The 15,705-nt window shown below is 39.3% G+C and carries 15 protein-coding genes; 6 read left to right on the top strand and 9 right to left on the bottom strand.

Annotation, left to right across the window (positions count from 1 at the left end; genetic code table 11):
• Positions 1-280: 280 nt before the first annotated feature.
• The 3 genes from ACNSN2_RS02235 (at position 281) to ACNSN2_RS02225 (ending at position 1,298) form a co-directional block, all read left to right on the top strand.
• Positions 281-454: a DUF1328 domain-containing protein gene (locus tag ACNSN2_RS02235; RefSeq protein ID WP_002961939.1), complete on the top strand. Its 174-nt coding sequence runs from the start codon at positions 281-283 to the stop codon at positions 452-454.
• 50 nt (positions 455-504) lie between these two features.
• Positions 505-696, top strand: a complete 192-nt coding sequence (locus ACNSN2_RS02230; RefSeq protein WP_008115136.1) for a hypothetical protein — start codon at positions 505-507, stop codon at positions 694-696.
• Positions 697-830: 134 nt separating this feature from the next.
• Positions 831-1,298 (top strand): YcxB family protein, encoded by a 468-nt coding sequence (locus tag ACNSN2_RS02225; protein WP_109875314.1) that lies wholly within the window; start codon positions 831-833, stop codon positions 1,296-1,298.
• Between the two features lie 53 nt (positions 1,299-1,351).
• Here ACNSN2_RS02225 and csrA read toward each other — a convergent pair whose 3' ends face one another.
• The 6 genes from csrA to ACNSN2_RS02195 form a co-directional block, all read right to left on the bottom strand.
• Entirely contained in the window at positions 1,352-1,543 is a 192-nt protein-coding gene (gene csrA / locus ACNSN2_RS02220) for a carbon storage regulator CsrA (RefSeq protein WP_004587515.1), read from the bottom strand.
• A gap of 90 nt (positions 1,544-1,633) precedes the next feature.
• Entirely contained in the window at positions 1,634-2,851 is a 1,218-nt protein-coding gene (locus tag ACNSN2_RS02215; protein ID WP_418608454.1) for an aspartate kinase, read from the bottom strand.
• 6 nt (positions 2,852-2,857) lie between these two features.
• Positions 2,858-5,458, bottom strand: coding sequence for an alanine--tRNA ligase (alaS, locus tag ACNSN2_RS02210; protein ID WP_418608452.1), 2,601 nt, complete (start codon positions 5,456-5,458; stop codon positions 2,858-2,860).
• A 19-nt stretch (positions 5,459-5,477) separates the two neighbouring features.
• Positions 5,478-5,930, bottom strand: a complete 453-nt coding sequence (locus ACNSN2_RS02205; protein ID WP_010390806.1) for a regulatory protein RecX — start codon at positions 5,928-5,930, stop codon at positions 5,478-5,480.
• Entirely contained in the window at positions 5,930-6,718 is a 789-nt protein-coding gene (locus ACNSN2_RS02200) for a BPSS1780 family membrane protein (protein WP_418608450.1), read from the bottom strand. Before ACNSN2_RS02200 ends, ACNSN2_RS02205 begins: the two co-directional genes overlap by 1 nt.
• Positions 6,719-7,071: 353 nt before the next feature.
• Entirely contained in the window at positions 7,072-7,695 is a 624-nt protein-coding gene (locus ACNSN2_RS02195) for a GTP cyclohydrolase II (RefSeq protein WP_010390804.1), read from the bottom strand.
• A 232-nt stretch (positions 7,696-7,927) separates the two neighbouring features.
• Here ACNSN2_RS02195 and ACNSN2_RS02190 point away from each other — a divergent pair, with 232 nt between their 5' ends.
• Positions 7,928-9,025, top strand: a complete 1,098-nt coding sequence (locus ACNSN2_RS02190) for a TonB family protein (protein WP_055012909.1) — start codon at positions 7,928-7,930, stop codon at positions 9,023-9,025.
• Between the two features lie 29 nt (positions 9,026-9,054).
• Here the strand turns inward: ACNSN2_RS02190 and ACNSN2_RS02185 are convergent, their stop codons facing one another.
• From ACNSN2_RS02185 to ACNSN2_RS02175, 3 genes are read right to left on the bottom strand one after another with little or no spacing between them, the layout of a single operon-like run.
• Positions 9,055-9,519 carry a low molecular weight protein-tyrosine-phosphatase gene (locus tag ACNSN2_RS02185; protein ID WP_418608447.1) on the bottom strand — a complete coding sequence of 155 codons (465 nt, stop codon included), beginning with the start codon at positions 9,517-9,519 and terminating at the stop codon, positions 9,055-9,057.
• A gap of 40 nt (positions 9,520-9,559) precedes the next feature.
• On the bottom strand, positions 9,560-10,213 hold the full coding sequence (locus ACNSN2_RS02180) for a glutathione S-transferase family protein (RefSeq protein ID WP_418608445.1): 654 nt from the start codon (positions 10,211-10,213) through the stop codon (positions 9,560-9,562).
• Positions 10,214-10,250: 37 nt separating this feature from the next.
• Positions 10,251-10,757 carry a DUF3087 domain-containing protein gene (locus ACNSN2_RS02175; RefSeq protein ID WP_010390796.1) on the bottom strand — a complete coding sequence of 169 codons (507 nt, stop codon included), beginning with the start codon at positions 10,755-10,757 and terminating at the stop codon, positions 10,251-10,253.
• A gap of 214 nt (positions 10,758-10,971) precedes the next feature.
• On the opposite strand from ACNSN2_RS02175, the gene ACNSN2_RS02170 reads away from it, so the two are divergent.
• Complete coding sequence (locus ACNSN2_RS02170; RefSeq protein ID WP_418608442.1) at positions 10,972-12,129, top strand: hypothetical protein; 1,158 nt, start codon at positions 10,972-10,974, stop codon at positions 12,127-12,129.
• Between the two features lie 248 nt (positions 12,130-12,377).
• Positions 12,378-15,626, top strand: coding sequence for a methyl-accepting chemotaxis protein (locus ACNSN2_RS02165; RefSeq protein ID WP_418608440.1), 3,249 nt, complete (start codon positions 12,378-12,380; stop codon positions 15,624-15,626).
• Positions 15,627-15,705 lie beyond the last annotated feature (79 nt).

The raw sequence follows: 15,705 nt of genomic DNA, 5'->3' as shown, positions 1-15,705 counted from the left end.
ACACATATATAACAAACCTATTGTGCTAACCCACTAATAACCTTCAAAACAAATGTTAATTGGTCTTACCAAAATAAAGAGCAGCAACAACTATTTATTATCTCATCAGAGACAACTGTGAATAAGTTACCGATAAGATCGTAAAAATTACCAACTCAATATAAAGCCAATCGCGAAAAATAGAAATAAACCATTGATTTAAAACAAAATAAAATACTGGCACATTACTCGCTTATATAAAAACAACACTTTAACACTTAGATAAATCAAGGAGATGACAATGTTACGCTGGACAATTACATTTTTGGTGATCGCACTAATCGCAGCCGTTTTAGGATTTGGTGGTATTGCAGGAGCCGCAGCAGGAATTGCTAAGATCATATTTTTTATCTTTTTAGTTTTACTGGTTATTTCACTTGTCTCTGGCGCTTTACGTGGTAAAAGCCCCAGGTAGATAAGAAACAACGAACTCTCTTTTTAAATTTATATACAAGGAATTACATTATGAAATCATCAACACTTAAAGCAGCAGCTATTGGTCTATTCGCAAGTGCATTTATTATGGGTTGTGAAGACAATCATGCAGAAGAAGCCGGTGAGCGTATTGACGAAGCCGTGACAGATGTTCAAAACAAGGTAGAAGATACCTGTGAAGAAGTAAAAGAAGGCGTTAATGCCGAAGAGACAAATTGCTAATATTATTTATTTAGCTAAGAAACGACCTACGGGTCGTTTTTTTATGCCTAAAATATAAATAGTTTCTAGTCATTTCCCCTTTTAAGCTGCGCATTAGGCTAAAATAATAAAAAATAGCTTTTAAGTGCAAACACATGGTCTTTACAACAACTTATAAACTCGATAAACCTTATTTTTATGAATGCTTCGACCAATCGCTGCCTTATAGTAAGCGTGCACAACCTAAATACTTTTTATTGGCGCTACTTGTGATATTAGGGCTATTTGGCATTTATGGTTTAGGCGATCATTACCTTGGTACATTTTTGCTTATGTTAGCTTTACTTGAGTGCATTGCTTTTTATTATCGTCGTCCTTGGTGGGTAACAAGGCAAATGCTTAGCAGAGCATCTGGCTCTGAAGTCACTCTCACCTTCGACGAGGACGGAATAAAATCAACCAATCATTACAAGAATTACCAATTAGCTTGGCACGACATTAATGAAGTAATTACTACAGATTGCGGCCTATTGTTAAAAAGTAAAAGCGGTATGCAATACATTTCTAAGGCAATACTCGACGAAGAAACGATTGATTTTATAAACAAAAAAGCCACTCAATGAGTGGCTTTTACAAATGTCATAGTTATTAACTAGCACATTTTATACTATGTTGATTAAGCATTGCCCGGATTAGGGTTAGACTTTTCAGCTTGTATGCGCATGTAAATTTCTTCACGATGAACTGATACGTCTTTAGGTGCGTTAACACCGATACGAACTTGATTTCCTTTAACACCCAGAACAGTAACGGTTACTTCGTCACCAATCATCAGGGTCTCGCCTACTCTACGAGTTAGTATTAGCATTCTCTTGCTCCCATGTTCCAATAAAATTATAAGATTCCGCACACACATTTTAATTAAAATTAGACTAAAAAGTAAGTAAAAACTCTCAATCTATTCATTTTCTGTTAAAAATGTCTTATGTAATGCACGAACAGCCAGCTCGAGGTATTTTTCATCTATTAAAACTGAAATCTTTATCTCTGAGGTTGAAACAAACATCACATCAATGTTCTCTTGTGCTAACGAATCAAAAAATAAACTCGCTACCCCAGAATGAGATTTCATCCCCATACCTACAGCTGACACTTTCGCCACATTAGTTAATCCGTCAATTGCCTGTGCGTCAAATTGCTGTTGCTCAGCCGTTAACAAATCAAGTGCGTTTAAATAATCATTTAAATGCACAGTAAAAGCATAGTCGACTTTTTCAACTTTATGATTAATTTGATTAATCATATCTATTTCGATGCCATTATCTGCAAAAAGTTTCAAAATTTTTGCAAGCGCTTTAGTGCCTTGCGGTACTCCATGTACCTTAATCAAACACTCGTCTCGATTAAATGCAATACCCGACACAACGTTACTCCCCACATCGCTCTCCTCAAAACTAATTAATGTACCTTCATCAGGTTTAAAGCTAGATAACACTCTTAATGGTACATTGTGCTTACCAGCCGACTCTACAGAGCGAATATGTAGCACTTTAGCACCTAAACTAGCCAGCTCAAGCATTTCGGCAAAGGTTACATGGCTTAAACGTCGTGCATTAGGTTCAATACGAGGATCTGTTGTATATACGCCATCAACATCAGTATAGATCTGACATTCATCCGCTTTTATTGCACCCGCTATTTCAACCGCAGAGGTATCGGTGCCACCACGCCCAAGCGTAGTCACGTTGCCCTCAATATCGCGTCCTTGAAAGCCGGCAATAATAGCAATACGGTTATGTTCAAGTTCATGTTTTAAACGCGTTGCAGCCACGTCTTCTACACGGGCTTTACCGAACATGTTATCGGTTAATATATTCACCTGATCGGCTAACAAGCTTACCGCAGAATGGCCGCGTTTAATAATCGCCATCGCTAATAAAGCTATAGAGACTTGTTCACCGGTACTGAGTAATACATCGAGTTCACGACTACTCGGGCGAGAGTCGATTTGTTTGGCAAGATTAATTAAGCGATTGGTTTCTCCCGACATTGCCGAAAGCACCACCACCACTTGGTGGCCTTGTTGCTTAGTTTTAACAACAAGGTCGGCGACCGCTTCAATACGCTCTATTGAGCCTACCGAAGTGCCGCCAAATTTTTGAACTATAAGTGCCACTTAAGCTTAAGTACGCTCAGTTAACCAAGCTGTTACGCTATCAAGTGCTGCAGTTAAGTTTTGTGGCTCAGAACCACCCGCTTGCGCCATATCTGGACGACCGCCGCCTTTACCACCTACTTGGCCTGCCATGTGGTTAACTAACTCACCCGCTTTTACTTTACCGGTTAAGTCTTTAGTTACACCCGCAATTAGGCTTACTTTATCACCGCTGGCAACACCTAAAGCAATAACGCCTGAGCCAATCTTATTTTTAAGATCATCAACCATGCCACGAAGCGCTTTTGATTCAGTTCCTTCAACGTTGGCAACTAACAATTTAACCCCATTAATTTCAACCACTGAATCAAGTAACGATGCACCTGCCGCACTGGCTAGTTTATCGTTAAGTTGGGCAACTTGCTTTTCAAGTCCTTTCGACTTTTCAAGTAATGCAGTTACTTTTTCAAGTACTGACGCACTGTCACCTTTTACAAGCGCTGCAACATCTGCTAATTGCTGTTCTTGTTCATTAACATAAGCGATTGCTTCTGCACCGGTTACCGCCTCAATACGACGAACACCGGCAGCAATACCGCTTTCAGATACAATTTTGAATAAACCAATGTCACCTGCACGCTCTACGTGTGTACCACCACAAAGCTCAATTGAGTAATCACCTATGGTTACTACACGTACTTCGTCATCGTACTTTTCGCCAAACAATGCCATAGCACCTTTTGCTTTAGCATCATCAATTGCCATTAGCTCAGTATTAAGTGCAAAGTTACGACGAATTTCGTCATTTACTACACGTTCAATTTCGCGCAGTTCTTGTTTGGTCACCGCTTCAAAATGTGAGAAGTCAAAACGCAGACGATCTGGCTGCACAAGTGAGCCTTTTTGCGATACGTGCTCACCTAAAAGCTGACGTAATGCTTCATGTAAAATGTGCGTAGCTGTGTGATTTTTCTTAATGCTTTCACGACGCGCATCGTCAATAGTCGCATCCACTTTATCGTTAACGCCAATATGCCCTTGAACTGTTCCATGATGAGCAAAAGCATTACCCAATTTAGTGGTATTCGTTACATTAAACTCACCACCGGCAACAGTAATTGTACCGCTATCACCAATTTGGCCGCCTGATTCAGCGTAAAACGGAGTACGGTCTAAAACAATAATACCTTGCTGACCATCTTCTAATAACGATACAGATTCGCCACCGGCAAAAATCTCAACCACAGTGCCACGATAATGATTACTATCGTAGCCTTTAAAATCAGTGTGCTTATCTGATTTTAATTGCTCATTATAATCTGCACCAAATTTGCCCGCTTGCTGTGCTGTTTTACGTTGCACTGCCATGCATGCTTCAAAACCTTGATGGTCAATGGTCATTTGGCGCTCACGCGCTACATCAGCTGTTAAATCGGCAGGGAAACCATAGGTATCGTAAAGTTTAAATACTAAGTCACCTGGGATCACATCCCCGGTTAAATCACTCAAGCTTTCTTCTAAAATAGCTAAACCACGCTCAAGCGTTTTACCAAACTGCTCTTCCTCAATACGCAGTACTTTTTCAATAATTTCTTGTTGCTTAGCAAGCTCTGGGTACGCTTGACCCATTTGCTCAATAAGTGCAGCAACCAATTTATAGAAAAACGCGCCTTTAGCACCTAACTTATTACCGTGACGTACTGCACGACGAATAATACGACGCAATACATAACCACGGCCTTCATTTGATGGCATAACCCCATCTGAAATTAAAAACGCACACGAACGAATATGATCCGCCACCACGCGAAGCGACTTATCATCCATATCTTGTGCATTAGTAACGCTTGCAGCGGCGGCAATTAAGCCTTGGAATAAATCGATTTCGTAGTTTGAATGCACACCTTGTAAAATAGCTGAAATACGCTCAAGGCCCATACCAGTATCAACAGATTGCTTAGGAAGTGGCTCCATAGTCCCGTCGCTTTGACGGTTGTATTGCATAAATACTAAGTTCCAAATTTCAATGAAACGGTCGCCATCTTCTTCAGGAGTGCCCGGAGGACCACCCCAAATGTGCTCACCGTGATCATAAAATATTTCAGAACATGGACCACAAGGGCCGGTATCACCCATAGACCAAAAATTATCGCTCGTTGCAATACGAATAATACGATCTTCAGGTAAACCTATATCGTTAGCCCAGTAGCCAAAGGCTTCTTCGTCATCATGGTAAATGGTCACTAACAGCTTTTCTTTTGGTAGTTTTACAACCTCAGTTAAAAACTCCCACGCAAATTTAATTGCATCTTGCTTAAAGTAATCACCAAAGCTGAAATTACCTAGCATTTCGAAAAAGGTATGATGACGTGCTGTGTAACCAACATTTTCTAAATCGTTGTGTTTACCACCAGCACGCACACAACGCTGAGAGCTAGTTGCGCGTGTATAAGGGCGGCTTTCGGCGCCTAAAAATACATCTTTAAATTGCACCATACCGGCATTATTAAATAACAACGTGGCATCGTTACCCGGTATAAGCGAACTAGAAGGAACAACTTGGTGTTGTTTGCTGGCAAAAAAGTCTAAAAACTGTTGCCTAATCTGTGCGGTAGTCATGTGCTGCATGTGAAAGTCTCACCTGTATTTACTGTGCTTGCATTGCAAAATTTATTTGATCATAGCTAAAACCTCGATACATTAAGTAGCGCACGCGCTTAGCTTTTTCTTTGTACTCGAGGTCTGCCGGTGTCGTTGAATATTTTTTGTTGTACGCTTCCTGCGCGAGCTCAAACCAATCTATTTCCAGCTCATCAACCACTGTTTCAAGCAGTGCTCTATCAATCCCTTTACTCATGGCCTCACTTTGAATTCGCTTTAAGCCATGGCATTTAAATATGTGTTTTCTGACAAACCCTTCACAGTAACGCTGCTCGTTGATAAAATTGTGCTTTTCACACCAATCAAGCAGGTTTTCTATGAACTCGTCGGTTGCTTCTCTTTGCTGTAACTTTTGGGTTAACTCACGGCGCGAATACTCTTGCCGACCAAGCAACCAAAGCACATAGTTTTTTAACTTTTGTTTTAACGTATCATCCATTAAGCGTCAAAGCGTCCGCTTTGCTCGCTACTTAAAGGCTTAATGTTACTGTCATCACTTGGTGGCACAACGGGCATAAAAATAGCCTGATAAGATACAAAGAAACTAATGTAGCAAATTGGCATTAAAATCAACAGCGGTAGTAGCGATAAGAACATCGACAACACCATTAATAATGCGCAAATAATACCATAAACACTTAATGGTAAAATATTATAATAAAACACCATAAACGAACTTTTTAAGGCATTTAAAATACGTTGCTCTTTATTAAAATAAACCAGCGGTACTGCGTAGGCAAACGAAGTAAAGTAAATAGAGAGCGCAATTAAAAACAATGCCACGTTAGCAAGCGAAATACTCTCAAGCATTTGACTAACAGCGGTGTTTGGATCTAGGCCAGGCTGTGTCATAACCGCCATTGCATCAGCAAATAACCCATTGGCGAGCAAGGCAATTAAAATACCGGCACCCATTTGATAAAGCGCTAAGCGAAATATGCCTAACCGATTTCCTTTGGCTGAAAAGGGCTTCAAAATATCGGCTAACATAATTTTTCCGCCCTGCTGCTTGGTAAGCACGGCTTGATAAAAACCAGCGGTTAAAAATGGTGTAGCCAATGCTGCAGCTATTTGTAATACCGGCAAAAATAACGACAACAAGCCAACAATGCCAATAAACAAATGCATAAAAATAAAAGTTAATGGCTGAGTTTTAAAAATTAGCCAACCCGCTTTAAACCATTTTAATGCCGCATCAGCTTTAAAAATTCGTAATTGTGTAGACATACTTGCTCTTAATTAAAACAAAACACGCCGAGTATAACTCGGCGCTGGTTGGTATTACATAGGTGGCAGCGATAAATGCCGTTAATATTAGGGTCTGTTGCCCTTTACGGATTAAAATTTGTTCAAACTAGGGGCGATTTAATCGCGCCGCGAGGTTTGTAACCTAGTGGGCTAAGTAAAAACCGAGCAACAAAGAGTAAATCGCCCCTAGGAAGAACCCTTCGGGCAGCGCCTGTTTGGCATTGATGCTGCGTTATCGCCTATTTATGGGGAATAACCACACCACATAGGCTCTGCCTTGCCTAAATACCAAACAGACTGCTGCAAATTCAACCTTGAAAGGTCAACAGACCCTAAGGTTTTTTAATTTTCTTAATATCTAGCATGTGAGAGCCATGCTTAATCTTTGTCTCTAAATACGCTTTATTACCTGAAAGCCCAGCTTTAATGTGAGCATGAGTACCCACAACAGAATCAACTTCTATACCTGCATCTTTTAATGCATTGAGCTTTTTAGGGTTATTAGTCATTAATTTAACGTGCTTTAAATTAAGCGCATTGAGCATTAACACTGCATCTGAAAAGTCACGTAAGTCATCAGCAAAACCTAAATGGTTATTAGCTTCGTAGGTATTCATACCTTGTGATTGCAGTACATACGCATCAATTTTATTATATAAACCAATACCACGCCCTTCTTGGCGTAAATAAAGTAAAATACCGCCCTGCTCATGCATCATTTCAATACACTCGTTTAACTGCTCACCACAATCACAGCGTGACGAATGAAATACATCACCGGTTAAACATTCAGAATGCATACGAATAAGTGGGACACCTTGCTGGGTATCGGCGTTATTAAATACTAAAGCAACATGCTCTTGGCCATCTTTTAAGCCACTAAACGAGATAATTTCTGCAGGAATATCACTATTTTTGCCAACATTAAGCTGGACTCTTGCTCTTACTTGCGCCACGACCAATCCAAATATTAAAAAACTACGACACGATAAAGTGATAATATCACAAAAGTTCAAAATTGGATCGTAGTACACCCTAAGTAATGTCAAATATATTGCGACGACAGCGGCTATTTTCAATATGTAAGCATAAATATATTAGCAACGCATATTTACCTTGGTTTACCTAAAATGATGACATACACATAAGGATTTGCTAATTTACCACCGACAAATAATAGGGATCATTATGAAACTAAATAAACGTGTATTACTGATGGGCTTAAGTTTATCTGTATTAAGCACCATGTCATTTGCCGAACAAGCAAGTAACGCTCAAGCCGTTTTTAACGACGCGTATCAAAATTACTTAAATGCGGTTAAAACTAAGGAAAATATGCAACAAGCCGCGGAGCAGGCCTACACATTAGGTAAAGCTGTTTACGGTGATAATTCAGATAACACCGCAAACTTAGCTATTAACTATGCTAAATCAATTAATGGCTATGGTAAAAAATGGATTGAAAAACGTTTTTCACTATATCAACAAGCCTACACTATTTCAGTTAACAACCATGGTAACAAATCGTTAGAAACCGTTGATTCTTTGGTTGGTATGGCTAATTTTGCCCCCTCAGCTCAAAAAGCGGACTATTATTTAGAGCAAGTAATTGCAATAGCAAATACAGAAAATAAACCTAAATTTTTGGCCGATATGAAATTAGAAGCGGCAACCATATTAGCCAATAAATTCAGCTACGAAAAATACCGTGAAGCTAAAAACTACTTGGAAGAGGCCGATGAGTATTACCAGGCTAACTTACCTAAAAACTCGGTTGAACAAATAAAAGCTGACTTTTTAATGGCGTCGTTTGCTGAGGGTAGAAAAAGATACGACCAAGCAATTGAACGGCTTAATCGCGTAGTAAAGGTGTTTGATGAAAACTTAAGTTACGATCACAGCGCTGAGCTTACCGCACACTCAAGATTAATTGGCTTGTATGAAAAAAAAGGCAAAAGCGATGAAGCCACTAAGCACTGTATCGCGATTGCTAAAATGGTGCCGTGGAAAGAAAGCCAAGAGCAAACACCGCTATACCGCGTTAACCCTAAATACCCTAAAAACAAAGCGCGATTTAGTAAAGATGGCAGTGTAGTTATGGAGTTTCAAGTAGATGAGTCTGGCTTTGTAAAAAATCCGCAAGTAATTAGTTCTGAGGGTGGCGTGGCCTTTGAAAAATCAGCAGTAGAAGCATTAGCGCAATGGCGCTATGCTCCTAAGTTTGAGCATGGAAAAGCGGTTGCAGCAACTTCCAAAGTACAGCTCGACTTTAAAGTAAACCGTTAATAACATACCAAAGGCGCTTCAAGCGCCTTTTAATTTATCATTAATTTTAACTTAGCTAAAATGTTATCGCTGGCGGCCTCTATTAAATCAAGTACCTTTTCAAAGCCATCATCACCGCCATAGTAAGGATCGGGAATTGCGCTTTGTGCTTGCTCGCCATACTCTAAAAACAACGCAAGCTTGTACTGCAAATGTTCAGGGCAACGTGCGGTTAAATCCGACAGATTTTGTTTATCGGCTGCTAAAATAAGATCAAACTCGCTAAAATCACTACTACGCACCTTGCGCGAAAAAATACCTTTAAAACTATAACCGCGTTTTTCACCAGCCTGCATTGAGCGCCTATCTGGTTGATTACCTTCGTGATGACCAATAGTCCCTGCCGAGTCCACTAGCAGATCAATACCTAACTTTTTAGCGCGAGCTTTTAATACCGCCTCAGCCGTCGGAGATCGACAAATATTACCTAAACAAACAATCAGTACTTTTTTCACTTATGGCTCCCTAAGCTTTGCTAAAAATCGGTGATAAACATTATTTTAATGAAGCTAATATTTTTTGTTCGCCTTCAAGCATGCTCTGCATAGCGGTCCCCTGTTTTACACGGCTATGTAAAGTAGCAAGCTTAGGCCAGCGCGACTCATCAAGTTGCTCACCGCCATGCTCCATATTCATTAACTGGCAGCTCACTGCAATGTCGGCAAGAGTAAAGCTGTTACCAACAAAGAATTCGTTATTCCCTAAATAACCTTCTAAATAATCAAATAAAGGCGGTAATTTTTCATTTAATGCACTTTGCACTAAGGCTTCATCGGTTGGCTTTTGCATTGTAGGAGCAATAATACGCTGCTGAAATACCGTAAATGTTGTCAGTGGAGCCAGCTCGTAATCTGCGTATTTTTCTAGCCAGCGAACAGCTGCACGTTGCTCTATAGTATCACCGAGTAAAGCCGATGAATTAAGGTATTTTTCATCAAGATATTGGCAAATAACGCTAGAATCCGCCAAGTTTAACTCGCCATCTTTTAGCGCCGGAATACGCCCTAACGGATTAACTTCTAAAAACCAGTCAGGCTGATTAAACGGCGAGACTATTTCGAGTTTATAGTCCAGTTGCTTAAGCGCTAAACACACACGTACTTTACGCACATAAGGAGAAAGCGGGACACCATAAAGAATTATACTCATTGTTATTCCTATAAATTAAAACCACTTTAAAACTGCTTTAAAACTGCTTTAAAATTGCATCATTGTAGTCATCAGCATTTAAGGTTAAGTTGAACTTGGCCGCAACGCTATCTAACTCGGCTTGTTTAATCGCTAAATCATCCATAGTGATGGTGTTATCGTCAAGCTGCCATAATAATCGTGAGCCCGCATAACTATATTGAATCGCCAATAATGCATCGGGGTTACCTTCTCGTCCCGCCGCTTTTAGCTTAGCCATTTTACGAGTGATTTTATTAAGCGCTTTTTTAAGCTCCCACACATACACCACCTCACTCATAAAAGGATGTGTTCGGTATTTATTTAACAACCAGCCTATGCCAATACTCGTAACAATTACGCCTAATAAGTTCCAATGAAAATGACTGCCACTTTCATCGGGAAATAATGCAATTAAGGTTTGTGAAATTGCTAAACTGCCCACAGCTAAACCTGCTGCACAGCCGACAATAACGCGATTTAAATGTTTACGATAACGTGCTTTATCTATTTGAATAAGTTGCATAGCTGCCTAAAAGTAAAAAACTAAAAAATACACAGCTCCATTGTAGCTAAACCCATCACAGAGTTAAGACTCTTTTTTAATAAAATACCCGTAGTTTTTGATTTAGCGCCTGTTTTATACTGCTTTCAACATAAAACCAACCAACGATTTTATTTGCACCCACATATTAGGCATAGGATAGTAGGCAACAAATACGACTTAGTATAGGAACATCATGATAAAAACACTGATTGCCACAAGTTTAATATTTTCTTCTTTTAGTACTTTAGCCAATTTAAACACACCGCTAACCCCAGAAGAATTGCGAATTGAAAAAGCCAGCCAAGCGATGCCAGCCGTACTAAGCGCTTTTGCCAGCGAAGTTAATCAATTTGAGCAGCAATTCAAGTCACTCTCAAGCTATGCACAAGCCGTAGATGCCGTTAATGACTACTCAAAACGATTATGGTTTAGTGCAAAAAAACGCATCGCTACAACGCAAAACTTAGATGATCGCGCGCTTTATTGGGCTCGCTTACAATCAAGTAAAATAATTCGTACCACAAAACCTGCATTTTCGCTGAGCGCCGCGCAGCAAACAGTGTTATTAACATTGCTAGAAAACGGAAGCCGAGGTCGCACAGATCTAAGCTACTCACAAAACACCACTAAAAAGATACTACTAACTGGGTTTGACCCATTTTTACTTGATAGAAATATAAACCAAAGTAACCCATCAGGCGTGGCTGCGTTGCTTCTTGATGGCCAAGTAATAAACTATAAAGGGATTAGTGCTGAAATAAACACTGTAATGGTGCCTGTGCGTTATGAAGACTTTGATCAAGGCATTATAGAATCCTTACTTGCCCCTTATTACGCTCTTAATAAAGTTGATATGGTCGTTACCGTTAGCATGGGCCGCAAAGATTTTGATCTTGAACGCTTTCCAGGTAAGCGCCGCAGTGTAACAGCCCCCGACAACGCCAATATAGTGTATGGCGGTACCAAAACAGCGCCGCTCATTCCAAGCTTAAACGACCGCCCATTACCCGGTACTGAGTTTGTAGAATTTAGTTTACCTGTTAGCGCTATGCTAAAGGCAAAAGGCCCTTTTGCGATTAATGATAATCATCATGTTATTACCCTCAAAAAAGACTTTGAGCCTAGCAGTTTTGACGAATTAAAAGAGGCAACTGCAGTACGTGGCGGTGGCGGTGGTTACCTGTCTAACGAAATTTCGTATCGCAGTATTCGGCTGCGTAATCAGCTAAATTCAGATATTCCGACTGGGCATATTCACACTCCTCGAATTGCCCAGTTTGAACCCGAAACCGAAGCTAAAATAGTTAAGCAAATTCAAGCTATGTTAGAGCGCAGTTTAGTCGCGCTCTAACATCGTTTGCTTTTTTAACGTTAGAACATCAATTAAATAGTAAAGCGTAGGAGCACTTAAGTACTTCTACGCTTTATTGCTTTTAAACCGCTAAAAAAGCATGCTGCAATTACATTAAAATTAAAAGTGCTTTGTATCAGCTTTGGCTATTTTGTAATAAAAACTCATTACTTTAATTATTAACTAGATCTTCACAAATTGTGTTCTATGCTCATTTGAGGTTCAGACCTTATTACAGGGACATAGTAATGCTCACAATTAACCACTTTTTTAATTCATTAAACTTAACAAAAAAACTTATCTCCGCCTTTTTAGTTGTTGCCCTAGTGCCAATAACAATAATTATTATTGTCGCAATTAATACAGCTTCAAACTCGATGACAGAACAGGTTTATTCGCGTTTAGACGCTGTGAGTAAAGTAAAACAAAGCGCTGTTAAACGCTATTTTAACAACATTGAAAAAAAGCTTAATGCGCTGCAAGCAAATCCAGAAATGGCCAATATTGCGACAAAGTTTATAGATGGATTTAATAATACCTCCCCTTCAACCTCATCAGAGTCTCTAAATCGCTTTTATAAAGAGTCTTTTGCTCCAAAATTTAAACAGCTAAACCCAACAGATACAGTTTCTTCATCTCTATTAAAGCAAATGAATCCAAAAAGTATTGAGCTGCAATCTCGTTATCTAGCTAATAACCCAAACCCAATTGGTGAAAAACAAAAACTAACCACCACCGAGCAATCAGACTCTTACGAGCAAGCGCACCGCCAATATCATCCTTATCTACGCGATATGACTAATATAAATAAGTTCTACGATATTTTCATTATCGACCCAGCAAATGGCAATATTGTTTACTCTGTTTATAAAGAAGTAGACTTTGCAACATCGCTGCAAACAGGCCCCTACGCTAAAAGTAATTTAGCGAACCTATTTAGACAATTAAAAGATAGCAGCAACCCACAAAAAATTGCTTTTGCAGATTATAAACAGTACTCCCCTTCATATAATGCCCCTGCAAGCTTTATAGGAAAGCCTATTGCTGTTGATGGTAAAATGGTTGCTATTTTAGCTGCCCAATTATCGATTGAAGATATTAATTCAATTATGAAAGAACGCGACGGGTTGGGCGAAAGCGGAGAAACCTACCTTGTTGGCCCTGAAGGGTTAATGCGCTCTGACTCGTATATTGATCCGAAAAACCACTCTGTAGAAAGCTCATTTAGAAACCCAAATAAAGGCACTGTAAATACCTTATCTGTAATCAAAGCACTAAAAAATGAAAAAGGGCAGCATGTTATAAATGACTATAACAATGAAATGGTGCTATCTGCATTTGCACCTGTAAATGTATTTAATGTTCGCTGGGCACTTATAGCAGAAATGGACGAACAAGAAGCTTTTGAGTCAATAACCACACTTTCCCAACAACTCATTGTGATACTTTTCATCACTATTTTCATTGTTACCATTGCCGCATATTGGTTTGCGAAAACACTCACAAAACCAATACATGCACTAGCTGATACGATGAAAAAAGTTGAACAGCAAGGTGACTTTTCATTACGAGCAACAGTCTATTCAAGCGATGAAATAGGCGTTAGCACTCAAGCATTTAACACTCTTCTTGATGCGCTGCAGTTATCTATTAGTGAAACAAATCGCGTTATGAATCAAATGGCTGCGGGTAAATTTGATCAACGTATTGAAGCACCATGTCGAGGGGAGTTAGCTACGTTAAAACAAGCAACCAACGATTGCGCAAGTTCACTAAACGGGGCAATAAACGAATTAAATAACATTGCGATTGCTATGGCTGATGGTCAATTTGATATTCAAATTAATGCCTCAATGTCAGGCGAATTAGGCACCTTAAAAAGTAATATTAACCAATCGCTTTCCTCAATAAACAACACAATGAATAGTATCGTAGATATTATGGCTAACGTAGAGCAAGGTAACTTTAAAGAGCAAATTACCTATCCAGCTAAAGGAAAACTTGCCCAGCTAAAAGACAGCGTGAATAACTCAGTGAATAGCTTAAGTATTGCCATAGATGGTATTAGTGACGTTATGAGTGCATTACGACAGGGCCATTTTTCAGCGCAATTAGATGCCCCCTTAGCTGGACAGCTTGATATCTTAAAACAAGATATTAATTCCAGTATGGCTAATTTAAATAATGTAATGAATGAAATAGGTGAAGTCATGTCCTTTGTTAGTAAAGGTGACTTTAAAAAAATGATTAAAGGTGAAGCCAGCGGTCAACTTGAGCAGTTAAAAAGTAACATCAATACATCAATCACTGCTATTGATAATGCTCTAACTGAAATTTCATCAGTCATGCTAGCAATTAGTCAGGGGCGCTTTGATCATACTATTTCATCGACTATGACAGGCCAGCTAAATAGTTTAAAAACAGATATAAACCACTCGGTAACAAACCTTGAACATGTCATAAATGATCTTAATCAAGTGATGGCTGCAATGGCAAATGGCGATTTTTCTCATCAATTAAAACAACCATTGCAAGGCCAATTGGAAGATTTAAAAAATAATGTTAATGAGTCTACCTCATTAGTTTCATTAGCTATAAATGAAGTAAGTAGCGTTTTGTCAAACTTAGCTAAAGGTGACCTTACCAAAAATATAGAGGGGCAATATCAAGGCGTATTCAACACCCTAAAAAACGACACCAACGCGACCATATTTAAATTAACCAATGTCATTCAAGAAATTCAAGTATCAGCTGGCCAGGTTATGCAAAATGCAGGTGAAATAGCTTCAAGTAATACTGAAATAAGTAAACGCACAGAAGAGCAAGCAGCCAACCTTGAAGAGGCAAGCTCAAGTACTGAGCAAATGCTAGATGAGCTAACTAAAGTATCTGAACAATCAAAAAGTGCCGTGGCATTGGCTAGCAATGCAGAGCAAATTGCTGAAGAAGGAAACCAATTATCAATACAGACTGTTAGCGCGATTGATGAAGTAAATGAAGCCAGTAAAGACATTAACGAAATACTTTCGGTTATTGACAACCTCGCTTTTCAAACTAACTTGCTATCACTTAATGCCGCCGTAGAAGCAGCTAGGGCTGGCGACCACGGAAGAGGCTTTGCTGTAGTCGCTAATGAAGTCGGTGATTTAGCGGGGCGTAGTGCTAAATCAGCAAAGCAAATAAAGAGTATTATTGTAAACAGTAATCAAAAAATAGCACTTGGAACTGAATTAGCCGACACCTCAGGGAAAAAACTAAAACACATAATGCAAGCTGTTAGCGATGTTAGTAAAAATATAATACATATAGCGCACTCAACCTCCGCACAAGAGCAAGCAATTAAAGAGGTTAATCTTGTTGTACAACGGTTAACGGGGCTAACTCAGGCTAACTCAGCGATTACAGAAGAAACAATGGCGGCTGCGCGTCAAATGGCAGAACAAGCTACCGAGATGAGAGTACAACTTAATTACTTTCATCTAGAAAAGGAGCAATAATAACCTAAAGGCGCTGCTAGTGATTCTGCTAACGCTATGCCTTTTTTAACTTGAGAAACGCTATGAGCCATTATAATAA

The sequence above is a fragment of the Pseudoalteromonas sp. US3C1013 genome, assembly GCF_048401115.1.
GTDB lineage: Bacteria > Pseudomonadota > Gammaproteobacteria > Enterobacterales > Alteromonadaceae > Pseudoalteromonas > Pseudoalteromonas undina.
This window is presented reverse-complemented; position numbering and strand designations above follow the sequence as displayed.

Excerpts from the sequence above, each read along its gene's own strand:
- ACNSN2_RS02180 (WP_418608445.1), bottom strand. The coding sequence starts at position 10,213 with ATGAGTATAATTCTTTATGGTGTCCCGCTTTCTCCTTATGTGCGTAAA.
- ACNSN2_RS02170 (WP_418608442.1), top strand. The coding sequence starts at position 10,972 with ATGATAAAAACACTGATTGCCACAAGTTTAATATTTTCTTCTTTTAGT.
- ACNSN2_RS02225 (WP_109875314.1), top strand. The coding sequence starts at position 831 with ATGGTCTTTACAACAACTTATAAACTCGATAAACCTTATTTTTATGAA.
- ACNSN2_RS02190 (WP_055012909.1), top strand. The coding sequence starts at position 7,928 with ATGAAACTAAATAAACGTGTATTACTGATGGGCTTAAGTTTATCTGTA.
- ACNSN2_RS02230 (WP_008115136.1), top strand. The coding sequence starts at position 505 with ATGAAATCATCAACACTTAAAGCAGCAGCTATTGGTCTATTCGCAAGT.
- ACNSN2_RS02205 (WP_010390806.1), bottom strand. The coding sequence starts at position 5,930 with ATGGATGATACGTTAAAACAAAAGTTAAAAAACTATGTGCTTTGGTTG.
- ACNSN2_RS02165 (WP_418608440.1), top strand. The coding sequence starts at position 12,378 with ATGCTCACAATTAACCACTTTTTTAATTCATTAAACTTAACAAAAAAA.
- ACNSN2_RS02175 (WP_010390796.1), bottom strand. The coding sequence starts at position 10,757 with ATGCAACTTATTCAAATAGATAAAGCACGTTATCGTAAACATTTAAAT.
- csrA (WP_004587515.1), bottom strand. The coding sequence starts at position 1,543 with ATGCTAATACTAACTCGTAGAGTAGGCGAGACCCTGATGATTGGTGAC.
- ACNSN2_RS02235 (WP_002961939.1), top strand. The coding sequence starts at position 281 with ATGTTACGCTGGACAATTACATTTTTGGTGATCGCACTAATCGCAGCC.
- ACNSN2_RS02200 (WP_418608450.1), bottom strand. The coding sequence starts at position 6,718 with ATGTCTACACAATTACGAATTTTTAAAGCTGATGCGGCATTAAAATGG.
- alaS (WP_418608452.1), bottom strand. The coding sequence starts at position 5,458 with ATGCAGCACATGACTACCGCACAGATTAGGCAACAGTTTTTAGACTTT.